This is a genomic window from Delftia sp. Cs1-4, from assembly GCF_000214395.1.
In the GTDB taxonomy this organism is placed as follows: domain Bacteria; phylum Pseudomonadota; class Gammaproteobacteria; order Burkholderiales; family Burkholderiaceae_C; genus Comamonas; species Comamonas acidovorans.
Window position 1 is genome coordinate 2,660,188 of the sequence record NC_015563.1, and the last position, 21,207, is coordinate 2,681,394.

18 protein-coding genes are annotated in these 21,207 nt (G+C 61.6%); 14 read left to right on the forward strand and 4 right to left on the reverse strand.

Going from position 1 to position 21,207, the window contains the following annotated elements:
- Positions 1–65 precede the first annotated feature (65 nt).
- The 7 genes from tssI (at position 66) to DELCS14_RS11720 (ending at position 11,096) form a co-directional block, all read left to right on the forward strand.
- On the forward strand, positions 66–2,423 hold the full coding sequence (gene tssI, locus DELCS14_RS11705) for a type VI secretion system tip protein TssI/VgrG (protein ID WP_013801791.1): 2,358 nt from the start codon (positions 66–68) through the stop codon (positions 2,421–2,423).
- A 73-nt stretch (positions 2,424–2,496) separates the two neighbouring features.
- Entirely contained in the window at positions 2,497–6,933 is a 4,437-nt protein-coding gene (locus tag DELCS14_RS11710) for an RHS repeat-associated core domain-containing protein (RefSeq protein ID WP_013801792.1), read from the forward strand.
- A gap of 14 nt (positions 6,934–6,947) precedes the next feature.
- Entirely contained in the window at positions 6,948–7,433 is a 486-nt protein-coding gene (locus DELCS14_RS30445) for a hypothetical protein (RefSeq protein WP_157158258.1), read from the forward strand.
- A gap of 359 nt (positions 7,434–7,792) precedes the next feature.
- A complete protein-coding gene (locus DELCS14_RS31170; protein ID WP_228676898.1) occupies positions 7,793–8,269 on the forward strand; it encodes an RHS repeat-associated core domain-containing protein in 477 nt (158 codons plus the stop codon).
- Between the two features lie 199 nt (positions 8,270–8,468).
- Positions 8,469–8,843 carry a hypothetical protein gene (locus tag DELCS14_RS30450; RefSeq protein ID WP_157158259.1) on the forward strand — a complete coding sequence of 125 codons (375 nt, stop codon included), beginning with the start codon at positions 8,469–8,471 and terminating at the stop codon, positions 8,841–8,843.
- A gap of 1,156 nt (positions 8,844–9,999) precedes the next feature.
- Complete coding sequence (locus DELCS14_RS11715; protein ID WP_228676876.1) at positions 10,000–10,518, forward strand: hypothetical protein; 519 nt, start codon at positions 10,000–10,002, stop codon at positions 10,516–10,518.
- Positions 10,519–10,694: 176 nt separating this feature from the next.
- The gene (locus DELCS14_RS11720) at positions 10,695–11,096 is read left to right on the forward strand and encodes a hypothetical protein (RefSeq protein WP_013801794.1); all 402 of its coding nucleotides are present in this window, start codon (positions 10,695–10,697) and stop codon (positions 11,094–11,096) included.
- 19 nt (positions 11,097–11,115) lie between these two features.
- Here DELCS14_RS11720 and DELCS14_RS11725 read toward each other — a convergent pair whose 3' ends face one another.
- Together DELCS14_RS11725 and DELCS14_RS11730 are read right to left on the reverse strand one after the other, a co-directional pair.
- Complete coding sequence (locus DELCS14_RS11725) at positions 11,116–11,862, reverse strand: hypothetical protein (RefSeq protein ID WP_013801795.1); 747 nt, start codon at positions 11,860–11,862, stop codon at positions 11,116–11,118.
- Positions 11,859–12,113 (reverse strand): hypothetical protein, encoded by a 255-nt coding sequence (locus tag DELCS14_RS11730; RefSeq protein WP_013801796.1) that lies wholly within the window; start codon positions 12,111–12,113, stop codon positions 11,859–11,861. Before DELCS14_RS11730 ends, DELCS14_RS11725 begins: the two co-directional genes overlap by 4 nt.
- A 187-nt stretch (positions 12,114–12,300) precedes the next feature.
- Here DELCS14_RS11730 and DELCS14_RS11735 point away from each other — a divergent pair, with 187 nt between their 5' ends.
- From DELCS14_RS11735 to DELCS14_RS11765, 7 genes are read left to right on the forward strand one after another with little or no spacing between them, the layout of a single operon-like run.
- Positions 12,301–14,649 (forward strand): bifunctional salicylyl-CoA 5-hydroxylase/oxidoreductase, encoded by a 2,349-nt coding sequence (locus DELCS14_RS11735; RefSeq protein WP_013801797.1) that lies wholly within the window; start codon positions 12,301–12,303, stop codon positions 14,647–14,649.
- Positions 14,646–15,449: an SDR family NAD(P)-dependent oxidoreductase gene (locus tag DELCS14_RS11740; protein WP_013801798.1), complete on the forward strand. Its 804-nt coding sequence runs from the start codon at positions 14,646–14,648 to the stop codon at positions 15,447–15,449. The genes DELCS14_RS11735 and DELCS14_RS11740 overlap by 4 nt, the downstream gene beginning before the upstream one ends.
- Positions 15,450–15,494: 45 nt before the next feature.
- Positions 15,495–16,352, forward strand: coding sequence for an enoyl-CoA hydratase family protein (locus DELCS14_RS11745; RefSeq protein WP_012206272.1), 858 nt, complete (start codon positions 15,495–15,497; stop codon positions 16,350–16,352).
- Positions 16,353–16,354: 2 nt separating this feature from the next.
- A complete protein-coding gene (locus tag DELCS14_RS11750; RefSeq protein WP_013801799.1) occupies positions 16,355–17,524 on the forward strand; it encodes an acyl-CoA dehydrogenase family protein in 1,170 nt (389 codons plus the stop codon).
- Between the two features lie 41 nt (positions 17,525–17,565).
- The gene (locus DELCS14_RS11755; protein WP_013801800.1) at positions 17,566–19,206 is read left to right on the forward strand and encodes an AMP-binding protein; all 1,641 of its coding nucleotides are present in this window, start codon (positions 17,566–17,568) and stop codon (positions 19,204–19,206) included.
- A 9-nt stretch (positions 19,207–19,215) separates the two neighbouring features.
- Positions 19,216–19,668 (forward strand): acyl-CoA thioesterase, encoded by a 453-nt coding sequence (locus DELCS14_RS11760; protein WP_013801801.1) that lies wholly within the window; start codon positions 19,216–19,218, stop codon positions 19,666–19,668.
- Between the two features lie 4 nt (positions 19,669–19,672).
- On the forward strand, positions 19,673–20,077 hold the full coding sequence (locus tag DELCS14_RS11765; protein WP_012206268.1) for a RidA family protein: 405 nt from the start codon (positions 19,673–19,675) through the stop codon (positions 20,075–20,077).
- An 87-nt stretch (positions 20,078–20,164) separates the two neighbouring features.
- Here the strand turns inward: DELCS14_RS11765 and DELCS14_RS11770 are convergent, their stop codons facing one another.
- Together DELCS14_RS11770 and DELCS14_RS30455 are read right to left on the reverse strand one after the other, a co-directional pair.
- Positions 20,165–20,443, reverse strand: a complete 279-nt coding sequence (locus DELCS14_RS11770; protein ID WP_012206267.1) for an H-NS histone family protein — start codon at positions 20,441–20,443, stop codon at positions 20,165–20,167.
- Positions 20,444–20,684: 241 nt separating this feature from the next.
- The gene (locus tag DELCS14_RS30455) at positions 20,685–21,077 is read right to left on the reverse strand and encodes a hypothetical protein (protein ID WP_157158260.1); all 393 of its coding nucleotides are present in this window, start codon (positions 21,075–21,077) and stop codon (positions 20,685–20,687) included.
- Positions 21,078–21,207: the final 130 nt, after the last annotated feature.

The window sequence follows — 21,207 nt, forward strand, 5'->3', positions numbered from 1 at the left end:
CATCGGCTTGTCTATGATCCCCGCTCACCAAGAGCAGGGAGGCCGCCCGCAGGGCGGCGCGCACTATGACACGCCGAGTCACCATACACACGCCATTGGGCGAGCAGCTGCATTTCCGTGAATTGCGCGGCCAGGAAAACATCAGCCAGCTCTTCAGCCTCGATGTGGAAATGCTCAGCGAAAGCGAAAGCATCGATCCCAAGGCCCTATTGGGCAAAAACGCCACCATAGAAATAGAAACCCAGGGCGGCGGCAGGCGCTTCATCGACGGCATCGTCACCCGCTTTGGCATGCAGGGCCAGGACCACCGCCACTACGCCTACAAGGCCCGCCTGAGCCCTTGGCTGTGGCTGGCCACGCGCAAGAGCGACTTTCGCATCTTCCAGAACCAGACCGTGCCCGACATCATCGAGCAGGTATTGGGCGTCTATGGCCATCCCCTGCAAAAGAAACTCACGCGTGCCTATCGCAGCTGGGACTACTGCGTTCAATACAACGAAAGCGATTGCGACTTTGTCTCGCGATTGATGGAGCACGAAGGCATTTACTACTTCTTCGAGCATGCCTCGGGCCAGCACACCCTGGTGCTGTGCGACGACATCATTGCCTCGCACAGCGTATTGCCCGGGGGCGCCTCCATTCCCTTTTATCCCCCGGAAAAAGCCGCCGCAGGCGATCAGGAAAACATCCACGCCTGGCAGCTGGAGCAGGAAATCAAATCGGGCCGCCATTACAGCGACGACTACGACTTCAAGAAACCCCGGGCCGACCTCACCCACCTGCGGCGCGACCCACCGGGCCACGCCCATGACGGCCACGAAATCTACGAATGGCCAGGCGGCTACACCCAGCTGAGCGACGGCGAGGACTACATCCGCGTGCGCCTGAAGGAAAGCCTCACCGGCCAAAGCCGGGTGCGGGGCCAGTCCTGCCACCGGGCGTTGGCCACGGGCTACACGTTCAGCCTCTACAACTACCCGCGCGGCGACCAGAACCAGCAGTACCTGATCACGGGCCTGAGCTACCACTTGAAGGAGAACCCCCGCGTCAGTGCCGTGGCCCCGGGCGCCAAGGGCAGCGCCGCGGAAGACGGCTCCTTCCAGCGCTACGAGTTGCAGGCCCAGCCCACGAGTCTTGCCTACACGCCCGCGCGTACCACGCCCAAGCCGCGCACCACGGGCCCGCAGACCGCCGTCGTCGTGGGCCCGGCCGGAGAAGAAATCTGGACCGACGAATACGGCCGCATCAAGGTGCAGTTCCACTGGGACCGGCTGGGCGGCATGAACGAGAACTCCAGCTGCTGGATCCGCGTGGCCACGAACTGGGCGGGCCCGGGGTTCGGGGCCATCTCCATTCCGCGCATAGGCCATGAGGTGGTGGTGGACTTCCTCAACGGCGACCCGGACTACCCGCTGGTCACGGGCTGCGTCTACAACGCGGCCAACATGCCGCCCTGGGCGCTGCCGGCCAACGCCACGCAATCGGGCATCAAGACCAGATCGAGCAAGGGCGGGGCCGCAGGCGCGGGCATGAAGAACGGCCCGGGTGACGCCAACGCCATCCGCTTCGAGGACAAGGCCGGTCAAGAACAGCTGTGGCTGCATGCGCAAAAGGACCAGCTCACCGAAGTCGAGAACGACGAAGACAAATGGGTGGGCAACGACCGGCGCAAGACGGTGGACCGGGACGAGACCAGCGTGATCCACCGCGACCGCACGGAGACCGTGGACCGCGACGAGACCATCACCGTGCACAACAACCGCACGGAGCGGGTGGACCACAACGAGAAGGTCAGCATTGGCGACAACCGCAACGAAGATGTTGGCATCGACGAGAACATCTCGATCGGCAAGAACCGCAGCAAGACCATCGGCAAGACCGAGACCGACAAGATAGGCCAGAACTGGCACGTCACGGTGGGCCTGCTCAAGACCCAGACCATAGGCATGGCCTACATGCAGAACGTGGGTGTGATGAAGATGATGAACATCGGCGTCAACTACATGGAGAACATCGGCGTGGCCATGCAGACCACGGTCGGCATGAGCCAGAACCTCACCGTGGGGCAGGAGCGCCAGGTCAAGGTCGGCAGCAAGCAAAGCACGGAAGTGGGCTCGCAGTACTCGCTGACCGTGGGCGGTGGTGGCGGGGGTGGTGGCGGCAGCGGTGGTGGCGCGGGAGGCGGCATGGCCATGAACATCACGGCGCCTGGTGGCGGCGGCAGCGGTGGGGGCGGTGGAGGCGGAGGCGGAGGCGGCAAGGCCTCCCAGCTCACCATGGATGGGCAAAGCATCCAGCTCAACGCCGCCAAGATCCGGCTCGAAGCCCAGCAGGAAATCCTGCTGACCTGCGGTGAAAGCACCATCCGCATCACGCCCGGCGACATCCAGATTCTCTCGCCCACGGACCGGCTCAACTGCTGAAGGCAGACAGCCCGTACCGCGTTCCCCGTATCCGCATTCCCGTTCTCCCCCATCTCTCCAGGAGCAGCCTCGCATGAGTGGCAAACCCGCAGCCCGCATCACCGACAGCGTCGTCAAGGGCAAGATCGTCACCGGCTCGCTCACCGTGCTCATCGGCAGCCAGGGGGGCCTGGCCTGCTCCGTCTGCCCGGACGGCATCACCGTCGGATCCCCTGTGAACCCCCAGCTCGGCGCCAAGGTCCTGCGGGGCGCACAAGACCTGGACTTCGCTCTGCCGTCGGCTGCGCTGCCTGTGGCCTGGCAGCGCCAGTACAGCAGCTACGTCAACCCCGAGCACGGCGCTGCCTGCGGCCTGCTGGGCCATGGCTGGCACCTGCTGCAGGAGCTCAGCATCCGCCTGCAGGACGAGGCCACCTTGCTGCTGGATGCCAGCGGCCGCGTCATCACCTTCGACCAGCCCCTGGCGCCGGGCGGCCAGCTGCACAGTGCCAGCGAAGACATCTGGCTGCTGCGCGGCGGCAGCACGGAGCCGGACGGCGGCACAGCGCCCTGGGCCGCCAATCCTCGGTGGTCGCATGTGGAACAGGCACTGGTGCGCAACCCGCAAGCCATCCTTGCGGTCAGCGGCGATGGCGACACGCTCTGGGGCTTTGGTCCTGCTCCCGGTGAGTCTGTCGATGGCCCTTGGCGCCTCATGGCCCAGATCGACCGCTTCGGGCGCCGCCAGCTTTACCACTACAGCGACGGCACCACGCCCGAGGCCGGCCACAGTGCCAGCAAGGACCTCATCCCCGCAGGCCGCCTGGTCTCGCTGAGCGACGGCACAGGCCGGCGCTACCGGCTGCTGCACCAGCGCATCCATGGCGGCAGCGACGCGCAGGGACTGAACGGACTGTGGGGCGCCGACGACGGCTGGCGAGTCACAGGCGTGGACCTCACACAGGACCCGTTGCACCCCCTGTCCACCCCCATCGCCCTCGTGCGCTACGGCTACAGCAGCGCAGGCGACCTCATCACCGTCCACGACCGCGCAGGCCAGCTCGTGCGCGAATTCGAATGGGACCACCACCGCATCAGCGCCCACCGCCATGCCAGCGGACCCTGGCACCGCTACCGCTACGAGAGCGCCCAGCCCGGTGCCCGCGTCATCGAGCACAGCAACCAGGAAGGCCTCAGCTACCGCTTCGACTACCTGGCCCAACCCCCGGGCCCCGACGGCCAGCCGCGTGCCGCCACCCGCGTCAGCGACAGCCTGGATCGCATCGAGACCTACTACTTCGAAGGCGCAGCGGGCCTGTCGCGCCTCATCGCCCACCACAAGGCCGATGGCAGCCGCTGGCTGCAGGCCTACGACAGCTTCGGCCGCCTGGCCTCGCGCACCGACCCGCTGGGGCGCAGCGTCCACCTCAGGCGTGATGGCCAGGGCCGGCTTATCGGCGTGCAACTGCCCGACGGGCGCAGCACCCAGCAGGAACACGACGAAGCCACCGGCCGCCTGCTGCAAAGCACTGACACCGCAGGGGCCACCACCAGCTACGAATACGACAACTGGGGCCGCATCACCCAGATCACCCAGGCCGACGGCAGCACCGAGCGCTACCACTACCCCGACCCCAAAGAAGCGCCGCTCACCTGCGACAGCCCCCGGCGCATCGAAGACGCCCAGGGCGGCAGCAAACAGCTGGCCTGGAGCGACGCGGGCCAACTGCTCAGCTACACCGACTGCTCGGGCCACAGCACGCACTACCACTACGACCGCTGGGGCGCGCTCATCGAAGTGGACAACGCCCTGGGCCAGCGCCAACGCCACCAGCGCGATGGCCAGGGGCGCATCGTGGCCAGCGAACTGCCCAACGGCCAGATCGAGCGCTACCACTACGACAGCGCAGGCCACCTCACGCGCATCGATCCGGCCCAGCCTGCGGGCACCTCCAGCGACACCCAGACCGCCGACCCCAGCATCCACCTGCGCTACGACCTCTGGGGCAGGCTGGTCCAGCGAACACATGGCGGCCTCACCCTGGCCTTCGAATACGACAGCGCCGGCCGCCTCCTGCGCCTCGTCAACGAGAACGGAGCGCAAAGCCGCTTTGCCTGGGACGCGCTGGACCGGCTCGTGCAGGAAGAAGGGTTTGACCAACGGCTGCAGCGCTACCGCTGGGACGCGGCAGGCCAGCTCATGGAAGCCACGGACGGCAACGCCGCGCAGCAAAGCAGCAGCCACTACCGCTGGGACGAAGGCGGGCGCCTCGCCGAACGGCAGCTGCCCGCCACGCCCCATGCGCTCGCACAAACCCACCGCTACGAATGGGATGCGGCCGGGCGCCTCACGGCGGCCAGCGTCTGGCAACACAGCACCACAGACAACGACAACGGCCTCATCGCCCAACTGCAAAGCCGCATAGCACTGGAGCGCGACGCCCTGGGCCGCATCACCGCAGAAGTGCAACAGCTGTACCGCCCCGGCAAGGACGGCAACGGCAACGGGGGCGCAGAGCAGATCGAATACGAACACCGCATCGCCCACAGCCTGGACGCGCTGGGCGCACGCCAGCACAGCCAACTGCAAAGCCTGGGAGAGATCGCCTGGCTCACCTACGGCTCAGGCCATGTGCACGGACTGCAGCTCAACGGAGCCAGCCTCATCGACTTCGAGCGCGACAACCTGCACCGCGAAGTCCGCCGCAGCCTGCACCCACCCACCTCTGCAGCAGACGCACACAACCCCCTGCAGGTGCAACGCCAATGGGACAGCCTGGGCCGACTCACGGCCCTGGGCACCACAGGCCTGCAAGCGCTGCAGCAAACGGATCTTAATGACACCGGCGCCCAGGCCCACGCCCTCATAGGCCAGATCCTCGGCCGCCGCTACCACTACGACAGCCTGGGCCAGCTCGTTGCCATCGAACAGGCCGGTGCCCCAGGCCAGGCCGCGCAACTGCTGCGCTACGGCTACGACAGCGCCGGGCGCCTGAGAGCGGCCACCGACAGCCAGGACCCCCAGATCACCACCCGCTGGCAGATCGACCCTGCCGGCAACCGCCTGCCAGCACCCGGTGCAACGGGTCAGACAGACTCACAAGACAACTGGGCCGCCCAGGTCCACGCCCACTGGCGGCACACCGACTTCAACCTCATGGGCCTGGCCCACCTTGCAGGCCAGCGGCAAGGCCCCGTGCAGCGCTGGGAAGACAACCGCATCGGCTTCACTGAAGACCGCGTCTGGCGCTACGACCCCTGCGGCAACCGCATCGCGCAAATGCAGGCGGACCACAGCCAGCAGCAACTGCACTACGACGGAGCCCACCAGCTCATAGCCGTGCGCAGCAGCCAGATCCAGGGCAACGCCGAGCAGCTGCGCCACCACAGCCGCTACACCTACGACGCCCTGGGCAGGCGCCTGAAGCAGCAAGTGGAAAGCGCGGACTCCACAGAATCCACCCGCACCCACTACTACGGCTGGGACGGAGACCGCCTCATCCACACCGAACGCCTGCAGGACGGCGATGACACCCGCCACATAGAGCACACCATCTACGAACCGGGCAGCTTCACCCCCCTGGTGCGCCTGAGCACCACGGCCAGCGGCGACCCCCAAGACCAGCCCCACCTGCTGGTGCAGGCCATCACCGCAGGCCTGCCCGACCAGGACGACCCCAACCACACGCCGGCCCTGGCCCTGATGCAAACCATGCTCAGCGCCATGCCGCGCGACATGCAGCAAGACGCCGCCCGCCACCTGCGCCACACCCTGGAGCACGGCCTGCCGCCCGGCGCCCAGGCCATGCTAGGCGAACAGGCCGAGGGCACGGCCCGCCTGCTCAGCGGCATGCAGGAAAAGCTGCAGAAACAGGAAAAAGAACAGCACGCCCGCATCGCCATCCACCACTACCACTGCGACCACCTGGGCACACCCATGGCCCTGACGGACCAGACCGGCCAGGTGGCCTGGGCCGCGAAGCTGGACCCCTGGGGCAATGTGCTGCAGGAGTACAACCCGCAGGGCATCCACCAGGCGATCCGGCTGCCAGGGCAGCACCATGACAGGGAAACGGGGCTGTATTACAACCGGCATCGGTATTACGATCCGGTGGTGGGGGGTTATGTGAATCAGGATCCGATTGGATGGAATGGAGGCACTAATCACTATGACTACCCAGTAGATCCGCTTTCGTGGATAGATCCACTGGGGTTGCAAGGGCAAGGAGGTGTTGGTGCGGCTGCAAGTACAGCAAATAAAGCAAGGAAATCTGCAAATTTTGGAAAAGATGTGGCAGATGCACAGCAAAAGACGAAAAAAGCCAATCAGGAAAAATCAGATTTATACAAATGTATTGCTGTACCAACACCGCCCAATTGTCCGAAATCCGCTCAAGATCTTGAGGCAATGAGTGAACAAGCGGGAGAATCCGAAAAAGAAGCTATCAAAGCTATGCGCGAAGCATATAAAAGTGGCTTGAAGGTACCCGGGACGCTAACCGGGGGACCGCTTGCAAAACCAATCCCATAAATAGATTTAGTACGATGATTAATTTTTATTTCGAAAAAATCAAGAGCATACTTCATGCGGCAATTTTATTGCCATCAACAATATTTCTTATATCTGGTTGTACTCAATCAGCTGAATTTAAATTAAAAAACAAGAATATTCACGAACATTCTATTATTGATATAAATGATTATGAGATTTATATTCCAGATTTCTGCAAATTGAGTTACTTAAACTACGATGACGACATGGGTTTTGCGACAATTTTGTGTAAATCAGAAATTGATAACGAATTAAATGCGATAAGCATTCTTGATTTAAGGAGAAATAAAGAAAAAGAATCAATTGTGAAACAAACCATGGCGCAGACAAGAAAAATTAAATCTCATGACTGCGGCATTATTCTATACCCTAAATTATCTTGTTATTCGGAGGAGATTGGTGTGTTAATAAGTTCTGATAGTACTTTTGTTTTGGAGGAGTTTATTAAATATCAAGATGAGGTTGGCGATTCACGGTGAAAAGATTGAAATAAATAATTTGCTCAAAAATAAGATTCTTCAGGAATTTAAAAGATGTCAAATTTACTTTGATGGAAAACAAAATCAAGCTCATTTATTATTTCCGCTCTAGCTTCTTAAAGAATATAACCTGTTTTACTTGAATAAATCGCTTGATTCAGTATTTGCAAGATATCCGGGGCAGTTCTACTGATAATTCTCTAAGAATTGTAATGCGCTAAAATTCTTTCGAATGCAGATGGACGAGTAATCCTGGACCCGATCTCTGGGCGAACAGACCGAGGACACCACGCGCGTGCTCGGCATGCATGCAGGCCTAACTGCAGGAACAGGCAAAAGCGTAGCAGTCGCGCATCGCTATCCTCCATTACCACTGCGACCATCTTGGCACACCAATTGCCCTGACAGATCAGACCGGCCAGGTGGCCTGGGCCACCAAGCTGGGCCCCTGGGGCAATGTGCTGCAGGAGTACAACCCGCAGGGCATGCACCCGGCGATCCGGCTGCCGGGGCCGCACCATAACAAGGAGACGGGGCTGTATTACAACCGGCATCGGTATTACGATCCGGTGGTGGGGAGTTATGTGAATCAGGATCCGATCGGGTTGATGGGTGGGGTAAATTTCTTCACCTATCCCTCAAATCCATTGACAAGAAGCCACGATAGTATTCCTTCCACTCCTAAATCAATGCCTTTACCAGTTGGCGAAAAATGCAATAAATCCCGACTGAAGAGCGACCCCGCCGGGCCAGGCACCGCTCCTGCAGCAGATACGGACGATATATTGGAAATGATGCAAAAAATCAGGACTAGAAAAATAGGCACTCGACGATGAGATATTTATTTTATGTATTTGCTATTTGTTTGAATTTTTCTTCATCGTACGCCAAAGATATTGAAAATCGAGAGCCGGAATGTTTGGTTGGCGTAGACTCAAAGAAATTTGTGGCCAGTTTTCAAATTATTGATAAAGATCAAAAAATATGGATTATTAATGATAGAAGTAATGAAAAAATGAAATCAACTATTATTGGATGGTTGAGCCTAGGTTAATAAAGAATGGTAATTTTCTTCCTGTAAAATATGCATTTGGTGTCGGGCATAGAAATGAGTATGAATCAAAGGGGAGGCAAGAAAATTCGCTATCGGTTTTGTTGGAAGAAATAAAAAATAGTGGAACGATTTATATAAATAGCCCTGATAAAAAGAGTAGGCAGAAAATATCGAGAAATTTGGAAAATATTCAAATTCATATGATTTTAAACAAAGATGAGATAATTCTCTATTCCAGGGATATTGAGGGGAAAAACGCTATTTTCTCAAGTAAGCCTACACATGCAAGGATGACCATGAGAACTCCATATAAATCGCAATCTTACATCTGCTTAGTAGAAATTGATTATCAATAGAATTCTTGCTAGGAGATCATTGATTAGTTTTTTGCAGATTATTTATATCTCTGAATTCGGTGTATTTATTGCTATTGACGCAACTAAGGTATTCATTTTAATAATTGACTATGCTTTGGGGCTAGGCTGGGTATTTACTTGGGGAACCTCTGCACAAAGCACGATTTCTACTTTGTAGACATAGGTGGTTCCTTAGGAGCAGGGGCACCATTAAACAGTATTAGGATATCAGTTCGACCAGGAACAAATGAATTAATAACGGCATATCCTGACTGAATTATGAAAATATTCGAAACCATTGAATGTCCAAGCTGCAGGCAAGATAAATTAATTATCTCGAAAAATACAGATACGGGAAAACTTTATTTGTATTGTAGCGAATGCTTCGCTGCGTGGAATTCAATTGAAGAAGTTTCCGAAAAAAATCGCATGTTTATTGATCTGGATGGAAATTCAGAAGATCCTAGTTACGAAGAAATATTGGCTAATGGATGGGATCTATTTGTATCTAGAATAGTTGAGGTTTAATTTTCTAAAAATAACAATTAAGGTGAATATGTTTATTTCTGATTTAAAATCCAATTGCTATTGACCATGACGTGGTTTGTGGTTGTCGGTTAAATAGTATTTAATAAATATTATTGCTTTCTATTTTCTCTAGTTAATAATCCAATGAAAACGGCAATCTCATGAATGGTAAGATAAATGGGCGCTGCAGAGTTTTACTTTGGATGAAAGTTCCTGACAGGGCCCTTGGTTTCAAAACACCAAGCCTAGAGATATTGAACCAGAGAGCTTGATGCAATTGTTGAGTCCTTCTCCCGACGAAGTGATGCATATGCACCCCATGCTGTGCTTCCCCATCGAAGGAAAGGGGGGCAGACATGGGGTGTAGTGGCCACCTGCGACCAACAAAACAGGCTGAGTACTTTCAGCCTGGTGAATTCTGGAGACTGGCGGGAAGCGGCGCCTATTCCACAGACTGAGCAAGCCAGTGCAGCGCCCGGTGAAATACCTACACGCAGATCATTGACTTACCGCTCTGGAGCAAGAGCACCCGAATCAGGTATCTGGGAAGGGCGGCTACCGGCTGGCCATCCATAGGCTCAGATGCTGGCAGAGGCACCGCACAGGTTTGTTTTCAAGCGTGCTGGTGATGCAATGGCTGACTTGGGTCTTGCCCCGTTTGATGAAGCAACGGTGGTTTGGACTTGGCTACGAGCCTAGTGCTACTCACAATCGACAGGGAACAAGACAGGACGATATTGAGATGCCTCGCTTGAAATACCCTGAAATGAGGATGGAATTGCTCGGATATTTGAGAAAAATCAAGGATTTGAAGTATCAAATTAAAGCCTGGGTGAATCATGATTTCCCTGCAGACATTCAATACGACCATCTTGATTTGGCCATACATTTAATTTTTGACGATACGGATCTTGGCAGTGATGCTCGTATGGCGATCGGTGAAATTCTTCTCGATGAGCAGGAGGCAGCACTGATGAGGCAGTTGGTGGATGCCATCAATGCCGTCTTTGAGGCGTACGGCACGGACATGCCGGACAGCTTCTACATGCAAGTTGGCGAATGGACGAGGGTTGTGGCCTGTGCCGAAAGGGCGTTCGATTGTCTGGAGGGGAGCAACGCCGCTGGCTGCCCCGAGCCGCTGGATTGACACGGGCATGCCTGCCAGCCGACTAGCCGGGGCAAGACCATGGCTGATCGTGATGTCCAGTCGGTGGTGAAGAGTACCGTAGCGTTGCCAGGTTCGTGGAACAACAAGATGTTTTCCACGCCGGTAGCCCGCCCCCAAACCTGCCGGACAATCCATGGAAACCAAGGCACCGTTCCATGACAACTTCAACCCCCCTTGCCGAACCCGAATTGAGAGCCTTCGCCGCAGCGGCGGCCGAGCAGCAGCGATGCACGGACTGCGCTGTGCTGTGGAGGCCGGGCTGGGAGTCCCTGTCGGGGGCGGACAAGACTTCGCATCTGCAGGAGGTTGGTGCGCTGGGCACGCCGGAGACACGGGAAATGCTCGATGAATATCACCCAGAGGGCACGAACCAGTGGTCGCCGGATGCTCCCATCGCCCTGGGCTGGCACCCGTACAACCGCTGCACGCTTTGGCGCTGCCACCATTGCAATGCCGCCTTTCTGCGCTACACGGAATACGGCGGCTACTACCAGGACGATCGCATCCGGCCGCTGCTGGCGCATCTGATCGTCACGCCCGAGCAGGGCCGCGTCTGAGCGGCGCTGCTCGGCCGGCTCAGGTCCAGTCGAACGTGAACAGCACCGTGCGGCTCTCCGGTTCGTAGAACAGCAGGATGCTGTCCGCTCCCGTGGCGCACCAGTTGTAGCCGGCCACGTTGGCCACGTGGAAGAAGGGTTTGCCGTCGCGGGTGATGCGGATGCCGTCGTCTTCCAGTTCATCGCCCATGCCGGCGTTTTCCGCTTCGTCCAGCTGGAAGGCCGGGGGAATGGGCGGGTGGCTGGTCCAGTTGCCGTACCAGATGCCGCCGCCCAGGCCGTCCAGGTAGTCGTGCTCCATGGGCTCGCCCGTGCCGTAGCGCGAGTAGCTGGCCAGGCGGCCGTGCTCGGCGTAGTAGGCACTGGCCTTGGCGTGGCTGGCCAGCATTTCGTCGGTGTGCTCGCAGGCGAAGGCGTCCTTGGTGAACTGGTCGCCATGCTGCGGCGCGCGCTGGAAGAAGCCTTCGTTGCCCAGGAAGCGGTAGCGGTTGTCGGGCGTCAGCTCCAGCGCAAACCAGTTGGGGGCGGTGAAGGCGTTGTGGTGGGCTTCGGTCTCATCGCCGATGCAGCCCTCGAAGGGCTCGACGGGGCACAGCATGTGGACCACGGTGCCGGCCAGTTCGGGCCGCACCAGGCCCAGGTCGATGGAGATCAGCGGCAGCAGGTGCTCGGCCAGCCAGGGCTGGTCGGCCACGAAGATGTCGGCGGCATCGGGGAAGGGGGTGAGGCCCGGCCTCAGTTCGCGGACTTCGGTTTGCTGGGTCAAGAGGAACTCCTGGGTGAGGGGGTGGTGGTGCCGGGGGTGATCTCGAAGATGTCCTGGTCCGATGCGGCCGCGCTCTCGTGGTAGATGTCGTAGAGGTACTGCGCCAGTTCGGCGTGGGTGACATCGCAGGGAATGGCCAGCAGGGCGGGAGCACGCTTGCCGTCGGCGCCGACGTTGAAGCAGCGCCACTGGGCCTGCGCGCGTTCGATGGCGATGATGCGGCCGAAGACATTGAACCGGTATTTTTCCAAGGGAGATCCTCCTGGCGATCCGGCATCGTAGCGGCTGTCGAGGGGCTCATGCGTGTTCTCCCTAGGTTCGTGCCGGCGTTTCGTCTATATATTTCAAACCTAAACTATTCAGGCTTAAAGTTGTTAGGCCTGGATTCTGAACCTGGGGCGTCCTGTGCCGTCGCCCTGCGAGAAAAGGGTTTGCGGTATGAAGATCGTTTGCATCGGCGGTGGTCCCGCCGGCCTGTACTTCGGCCTGCTGATGAAGCTGCAGGACCCCGCCAACGAGGTCACGGTGGTGGAGCGCAACCGGCCCTACGACACCTTTGGCTGGGGCGTGGTGTTCTCGGACGCCACCATGGACAACCTGCGCGAGGCCGATCCGGTGTCGGCCCGCACGATTGGTGACGCCTTCAACCACTGGGACGATATCGACATCCACTTCAAGGGCCGCAGCCTGCGCAGCAGCGGCCATGGCTTCATCGGCATAGGCCGCAAGAAGCTGCTCAACATCCTGCAGGCGCGCTGCGAGGACGTGGGCGTGAAGCTGGTGTTCGAGAACTTCGTGCAGGACGACCAGGCGATTGCGCGCGAGTACGACGCCGACCTGGTAATCGCCTCGGACGGCATCAACAGCCAGGTGCGCACGCGCTATGCCGATACCTTTCGGCCCGATATCGACCAGCGCCGCTGCCGCTTCGTGTGGCTGGGCACGACCAAGGTGTTCGATGCCTTCACCTTCGCCTTCGTGCAGACCGAGCATGGCTGGTTCCAGGCCCATGCCTACCGCTACGAAGACGGCATGTCCACCTTCATCGTGGAGACGCCCGAGGAGACCTGGCAGGCCGCCGGCATAGAGCAGATGAGCCAGGAGGAGGGCATTGCCTATTGCGAGAAGCTGTTCGCCCCCTGGCTGGACGGCCATGCCCTGGTCAGCAATGCCACGCACCTGCGCGGCTCGGCCATCTGGATCCGCTTTCCGCGCGTGATCTGCAATACCTGGGTGCACTGGAATGCGCTGGACACGCCGCGCGGCCCGCGCAGCGTTCCCGTGGTGCTGATGGGCGATGCGGCGCACACGGCGCATTTCTCGATTGGCTCGGGCACCAAGCTGGCGCTGGAGGATGCGATCGAGCTGGCGCGCAGCCTGCGGTCTGCGGGGGGCATCGAGGCCGGCCTGCGCCACTACGAGGAGGTGCGCAGCGTGGAGGTGCTCAAGATCCAGAACGCGGCGCGCAATTCCACGGAATGGTTCGAGAACGTGCAGCGCTATGCGGGCCTGGAGCCGGAGCAGTTCGCCTATTCGCTGCTGACGCGCTCGCAGCGCATCTCGCACGAGAACCTGCGCCTGCGCGATGCCGCCTGGCTGCAGGGCTTTGAGCGCTGGATTGCCGAGCATGCGGGCGAGACCGTGCCCGAAGGCCGCCGTCCCCCCATGCCCATGCTCACGCCCTACCAGGCGCGCGGCCTGCGGCTGAAGAACCGCATCGTGGTCTCGCCCATGGCCATGTATTCCTGCACCGACGGCGTGCCTGGCGACTTCCACCTGGTGCACCTGGGCGCGCGCGCCATGGGCGGCGCGGGCCTGGTGATGGTGGAGATGACCTGCACCTCGCCCGACGCACGCATCACGCCCGGCTGCCCCGGGCTGTGGAACGACGAGCAGGCGCAGGCCTTTGGGCGCATTGTCGATTTCGTGCACGCGCAGGGCGGTGCGCACATTGGCGTGCAGCTGGGGCATGCGGGGCGCAAGGGATCGACCCAGCTGGGCTGGCAAAAGATCGACCATCCGCTGGAGCAGGGCAACTGGCCGCTGCTGTCGGCATCGGCCCTGCCCTATATCGAGGGACTCTCGCAAGTGCCCGCTGCCATGACCCGTGCCGACATGGACCATGTGCGCGAGGACTTCGTGGCCGCCACGCGGCGCGCCGCGGCAGCGGGCTTTGACTGGCTGGAGCTGCACTGCGCCCACGGCTATCTGCTGTCCAGCTTCATCTCGCCGCTCACCAACCGGCGCGATGACGAATATGGCGGCAGCCTGGACAACCGCCTGCGCTTTCCGCTGGAGGTGTTCAAGGCGGTGCGTGCAGCCTGGCCGCAGGACAGGCCCATGTCGGTGCGCATCTCGGCCCATGACTGGGTGGAGGGCGGCATCACGCCCGACGATGCGGTGGAGATCGCACGCCGCTTCAAGGCGGCGGGCGCCGACATGATCGATTGCTCCTCGGGCCAGGTCAGCCCCGACCAGAAGCCGGTGTACGGCCGCATGTACCAGACGCCGTTTGCCGACCGTGTGCGCAACGAGGCCGGCATACCCACCATTGCCGTGGGCGCCATCTTCGAGGCCGACCATGCCAACGCCATCATCGCCTCGGGCCGGGCCGACCTGTGCGCGCTGGCGCGTCCTCACCTGGCCGATGCCGCCTGGACGCTGCGCGAGGCTGCGCGCCTCGGTGCGCAGGATGTGGATTGGCCGAACCAGTACCAGCCCGGCAAGCGCCAGTTGGAAACCAACTTCGAACGCGCCGCCGCCATGGCGCAGTTGGACCTCAAATGACTCCAAGTTCACAAGCCCTGGAAGGGCGCCATTCCCTGGTGACGGGCGGGGCGCGCGGCATAGGCCTGGCCTGCGCGCGGGCGCTGCTGGCGCGCGGCGCGCGGGTCACGCTGTTGGGACGCGATGGTGCGGCGCTGGAGGCTGCCGTGCGCGAGCTGGGCGGCACGGCACCGGCAGCACAGATGGTGCAGTCCGTGCAGGCGGATATTGCCGACGAAGCCTCGGTGCGCCAGGCCTTCGCGCAGGCCGAGGCGGCCTTCGGCCCCGTGCAGGTGCTGGTCAACAACGCGGGCCAGGCCAGCAGCCAGAAGTTCGAGCGCACCGACGCCGCACTGTGGCAGGCGATGCTGGCCGTCAACCTCACGGGCACCTTCCACTGCATGCAGGCCGCGCTGCCAGGCATGCTGGCTGCGCGCTGGGGCCGCATCATCAATGTGGCCAGCACGGCAGGGCTGATCGGCTATGCCTATGTCAGCGCCTATTGCGCGGCCAAGCATGGCGTGATCGGCCTCACGCGCTCGCTGGCGCTGGAGACGGCGGGCAAGGGCGTGACGGTGAATGCCGTCTGCCCCGGCTACACCGAGACCGACATCGTGCGCGGCGCCGTGGCCAACATCGTGGACAAGACCGGCATGACGGCGGATGAGGCCCGCGCCAGGCTGGCCGAACGCAACCCGCAGGGCCGCCTGGTCCAGCCCGAGGAAGTGGCCGAGACCGTGGCCTGGCTGGCCCTGCCGGCGTCCGCCTCGGTCAACGGCCAGTCCATTGCCGTCGACGGCGGCGAGGTGATGACCGGCTGAACCCGGTCCACTCCCCCCGTTTTCTGAATTCTTGATGGAGACACCATGAGCACCCAGCCCGAAGAACACAGCATGAAGCACCACAAGCGCCCCCTGGCCGGCTACGAGGCCAGGACCTTTGTGTGGCAGGTATCGGCCGACGGCAAGATCGGCACCATCACCCTGAACCGGCCCGAGCGCAAGAACCCGCTGACCTTCGGCTCCTACGCCGAGCTGCGCGACCTGTTCCGCGCCCTGGTCTATGCCACCGACATCAAGGCCGTGGTGGTCACGGGCGCGGGCGGCAATTTTTGCTCGGGCGGCGATGTGCACGAGATCATCGGCCCGCTCACCAAGATGAGCATGCCCGAGCTGCTGGACTTCACGCGCATGACGGGCGACCTGATCAAGGCCATGCGCGCCTGCCCGCAGCCCATCGTGGCGGCCGTGGACGGCATCTGCGCGGGCGCGGGCGCCATGGTCGCGCTGGCGGCCGACATGCGCCTGGGCACGCCGGCGGCGCGCACGGCGTTTCTCTTCACCCGCGTGGGCCTGGCCGGTGCCGACATGGGCGCCTGCACGCTGCTGCCGCGCATGATCGGCCAGGGCCGCGCCTCCGAGCTGCTGTACACGGGCCGCGCCATGACGGCCGAGGAGGGCGCTGCCTGGGGCTTCTTCAATGCCTTGCATGGCGCCGAACAGATCGGCGAAGCCGCCCACGCGCTGGCCGCCCAGCTGGCCGCAGGCCCCACCTTTGCCCATGGCGTGACCAAGAAGCTGCTGCACCAGGAATGGAACATGGGCGTGGACGAGGCCATCGAGGCCGAAGCCGAGGCCCAGGCCATCTGCATGCAGACGCGCGACTTCCACCGCGCCTACGAGGCCTTCGTGGCCAAGCAAAAGCCTGTCTTTGAAGGAAACTGAAAATGCGTGATTCCTCCTGGCTGGACTGGCCCTTCTTCGACGACGCCCACCGCACGCTGGCGCATGAGGCCGACGCCTGGTGCGCCCAATCCCTGGGCGATGTGGACCACCACGATGCCGATGCGGCTTGCCGCCAACTGGTGAAGGCCCTGGGCCAGGCCGGCTGGCTGCGCTATGCCGTGCCGTCCGGCCCCGGCGGCGCCTGGGGTGGGGCCTTGCCTGAGGTGGACTCGCGCGCGGTCTGCATCCTGCGCGAGACCCTGGCCCGCCATGAAGGCCTGGCCGACTTCGCCTTTGCCATGCAGGGCCTGGGCAGCGGTGCGATATCGCTCATGGGGTCGGATGCGCTGCGCCAGCGCTACCTGCCGCGCGTGGCGCGCGGCGAGGCCATTGCGGCCTTTGCGCTGTCCGAGCCCGATGCCGGCTCCGACGTGGCCGCCATGGCCTGCGAGGCACGGCTCGAAGGCGACCACTATGTGCTCAACGGCGCCAAGACCTGGATCTCCAACGGCGGCATTGCCGACTTCTACTGCGTGTTCGCCCGCACGGGCGAGGCGCCGGGCGCGCGCGGCATCAGCGCCTTCGTGGTCGATGCGGACACGCCGGGCTTTTCCATTGGCGAGCGCATCGAACTGATCGCGCCGCACCCGCTGGCCACCATCCGTTTCGACAACTGTCGCATACCCGTGTCGCAGCGCCTGGGCGAGCCGGGGCAGGGCTTCAAGCTGGCCATGATGACGCTGGACATCTTCCGCGCCTCGGTGGCCGCCGCCGCACTGGGCTTTGCGCGCCGCGCGCTGGATGAAGGCCTGGCACGCGCCAAGTCGCGCCGCATGTTCGGCCAGACCCTGGGCGACCTGCAGCTGACCCAGGCGGCGCTGGGCGACATGGACACTGCCATCGACGCATCGGCCCTGCTGACCTACCGCGCCGCCTGGATGCGCGATGTGAAGAAGACGCGCACCACGCGCGAGGCGGCCATGGCCAAGATGACGGCCACCGAATCGGCCCAGGCCGTGATCGACCGCGCGCTGCAGATGTTCGGCGGGGCGGGCGTGGTCTCGGGCATGCCTGTGGAGACGCTGTACCGAGAGATCCGCGCGCTGCGCATCTACGAGGGCGCGACCGAGGTGCAGAAACTCATCATCGCGCGCGAGCTGCTCAAGGCCTGAGCGGCAGGCTGCCCATTCAACGCAAAGCCAGGGAACATCGCATGCAAGCCTCCGCCCACATCGATACTTTCGCCCGGGACAATCTGCCGCCGCCCGACCAATGGCCCGAGTTCCTGCTCGACGGGCCGGACGTGGCCTATCCCGAACGCCTGAACTGCGCGGCCGAACTGGTCGATGCCATGGTGGCGCGCGGCCAGGGCGGCCGCGTGGCCCTGCGCTGGAGGCAGGGCGCGGACCAGGCCGCCATGACCTATGCCGAACTGCAGGCGCTGACCAACCGCATCGCCCATGTGCTGGTGGAAGACCTGCAGCTGGTGCCCGGCAACCGGCTGCTGCTGCGCGGCCCCAACAACGCCATGATGGCCGCGTCCTGGCTGGCCGCCATCAAGGCCGGGCTGGTGACGGTGCCCACCATGCCGCTGCTGCGCGCCAAGGAGCTGCAGCAGATCATCGCCAAGGCCCAGGTGCAGGCCGTGCTGTGCGATGTGCGCCTCAAGGACGAGGTGCAGCTGTGCCTGCAGCCCGGCCATGAACAACATTGCCCGGACCTTTCGCGCGTGCTGTATTTCAACGACGGCGCAGCCGATGCGCTGGACGCCCTGGCCGCAGCCAAGCCGGACACCTTCGCCTGCTGCGATACAGCGGCGGACGATGTCTGCCTGATCGCCTTCACCAGCGGGACCACGGGCGCGCCCAAGGGCTGCATGCATTTCCACCGCGACGTGCTGGCCATGTGCGACCTGTTCCCGCGCCATGTGATCCGGCCGGGCCCGGACGACATCTTCTGCGGCACGCCGCCGCTGGCCTTCACCTTTGGCCTGGGCGGGCTGCTGTGCTTTCCGCTGCGCGTGGGCGCCAGCACCGTGCTGGCTGAGAAGCTCACGCCCGAAGGGCTGCTGCAGCTGGTGCAGGATTTCCGCGCCACCATCGTCTTCACCGCGCCCACCTTCTACCGGCAGATGGCGGCGCAGGCAGCGCGCTTCGATCTGTCGTCGCTCAGGAAAAGCGTGTCGGCGGGCGAGGCCCTGCCGGACGCCACGCGCCAGCTGTGGAAGCAGGCCACGGGCATCGAGATGATCGACGGCATCGGCGGCACCGAGCTCATCCACGTCTTCGTGTCCAGCCCGCCCGAGGAGGTGCGTGCGGGCGCCATCGGCAAGGTCGTGCCCGGCTACGTGGCCCAGGTGGTGGACGACGACATGCAGCCCGTGCCCGACGGCACGCCCGGCCGCCTGGCCATCAAGGGGCCGACCGGCTGCCGGTATCTTGCCGACGAGCGTCAGAAGCGTTTTGTGCAAAACGGCTGGAACCTGCCCGGCGACACCTTTGTGCGCGACGCCGACGGCTATCTGTTCTATCAGGCGCGCAATGACGACATGATCATCTCGGCCGGCTACAACATCGCCGGCCCCGAGGTGGAGGATGCGCTGCTGCGCCACGAGGCCGTGGCTGAATGCGGCGTGATCGGCGCGGCAGACGACGAGCGCGGCCAGGTGGTCAAGGCCTTTGTGGTGCTCAAGCCCGGCTTTGCGGCCGGCGACGACATGGCGGCCACACTGCAGGCCTTCGTCAAGGCCAGCATTGCGCCCTACAAGTACCCGCGCGCCATTGTCTTCGTGCCGGCCCTGCCGCGCACCGAGACCGGCAAGCTGCAGCGATTCGTGCTGCGCAAGATGCCGTGAGCGCGCGCCATGGCCTCCGCCTTCGTCAGCCAGGTGCAGGTGCTGTTTCGCCATTGCGATCCGGCCGGCATCGTCTTTTACCCGCGCTATTTCGAGATGGTCAACGACCTGGTCGAGGAATGGTTCGACAGGGGAATGGGCCTGCCATTCCACACCCTGCATGTACAGCGCCAGGTGGGCACGCCCACGGTGTCGGTGCAATGCGATTTCACGGCGCCCAGCCGCTGGCACGACACGCTGCGCCAGGTATTGGAGGTGCGCCGCATCGGCGGGGCGTCGTTCCAGTTCGATGTGCGTTTCGAGGGGCCAGATGGCCAACGCCGGCTGTCTGCGCGCATGACCATCGTCACCATGGATTTGCGCAGCATGAAGGCCACGCCACTGCCGGCCGATCTGCGCGAGCGCCTGCAGGCCTATCTGGTGCCGCAGGACGGTTTTATGGATTCAACGAGAACAGGATGAAGCAATGAAGACTCTGCAACCCCCGGACTGGCTGGCGCCCCGAGGCTATGCCAATGGCATCCTGACCGAGATGACGGTCGGCTCCCGGCTGGTGTTCGTCGGCGGCCAGATTGGCTGGAACGGCCAGCAGCAATTCGAGTCGGACGACTTTGCGGAACAGGTGCGGCAGGCGCTGGCCAATATCGTCGCCATCCTCGCCGAAGGCGGCGCCAGGCCCGAGCACATCGTGCGCATGACCTGGTATGTGACCGACAAGCAGGAATACGTGGCTGCCTATCCGGCCATTGGAAAGCACTACCGCGAACTGATCGGGCGGCATTTCCCGGCCATGACGGCGGTGGAGGTGGCGGATCTGGTGGAAGACCGGGCCAAGGTGGAGATCGAGGTCACGGCGGTGGTGCCGGCCTGATGTCCCTCCGTGCGCCATTCGCGCTCCAACCGGGCAATGCCCGCGCATGCGTGCCGCCGAGCGGGCGGGCCCATGCGCGGCAGGGACTCACTTGATTTCGAACAGGGTGCGGTCCTTGCCCAGGATCCAGTTCGGCGGCTTGCCGCGGCCGGTCCAGGTCTTGCCGGACTCGGGGTCCTGGTATTTGGCGGGAGCGCTCTTTTTGCCATCGGGCTTCCAGGGGAAGACCTGTTGTGCCGTGAAGCCGAACTCACGGACCAGCTCCTGCACCGATGCCAGGGCCGCTTTGGACTCCAGCTTGCGGGCATCGTCGATTTGCTGGTCGAGCAATTTTTTCTGGGCAATCAGCTCTTGGTATGTAGTCATCTTGATGGAAGAATTTCTAAGTGCGGCTATTTGTGTGAAAACTGCGCAGCAAGAGCCTGGACCCAGGACTCTTTGCAGAATGGTCAATTCTGGTGCATGTGCAGTGGGGATGAAGAACTCACCGTAAGTACAAATACTGATGATGTTGGCGCTCTATGGAGGGTAGGGCGCTTCTTCTCATGCCCGGGCATATTCCAAGGCGATCCGCATTATATCCAGGGCAATCTGGATAACCGGCACTTTACAAAAGCTGTTGTGCCGTTGTTACATTTGCAGAGCACTGTGGTTGGCGCTTCCTCCTCTGGAGACGACGTGCTGTCATGGCTTTTTCAGGGGAGTGCGCAACGTTGGCCGCGAAAGTTCCGCCTTGGTTATGGAAAACAATCAACATTTGCATTTTAACAATCAAATCATAAAATCGATTTATAAAATATATTACATGTGATTTGATCGAGTTATTCAATGCATTGATTGATACCTGCGGTTTCATTTGAATAATCGATTTGCGGGATAGGTTTTTTTTATTGTTAAAGACCGCTTGTTCGAATGGTGAATGGCGGCGCCTTCTGTCTATACAGGACAAGCGCATCGGCTTCCCGATTGCCGGAGCCATTGCAGCCTGCAGTTGTTTCAAGGGTGATTCCTGAATCGGATTTCGCGGCCCGGCCATGTGGCAGTCGGCGGGCGGCAGGCACCGAACGCTTGATTGGCGCGCTACCAACAGCCTGTTAGGATCGCCGCACTACAACGATCCACCACCTGGC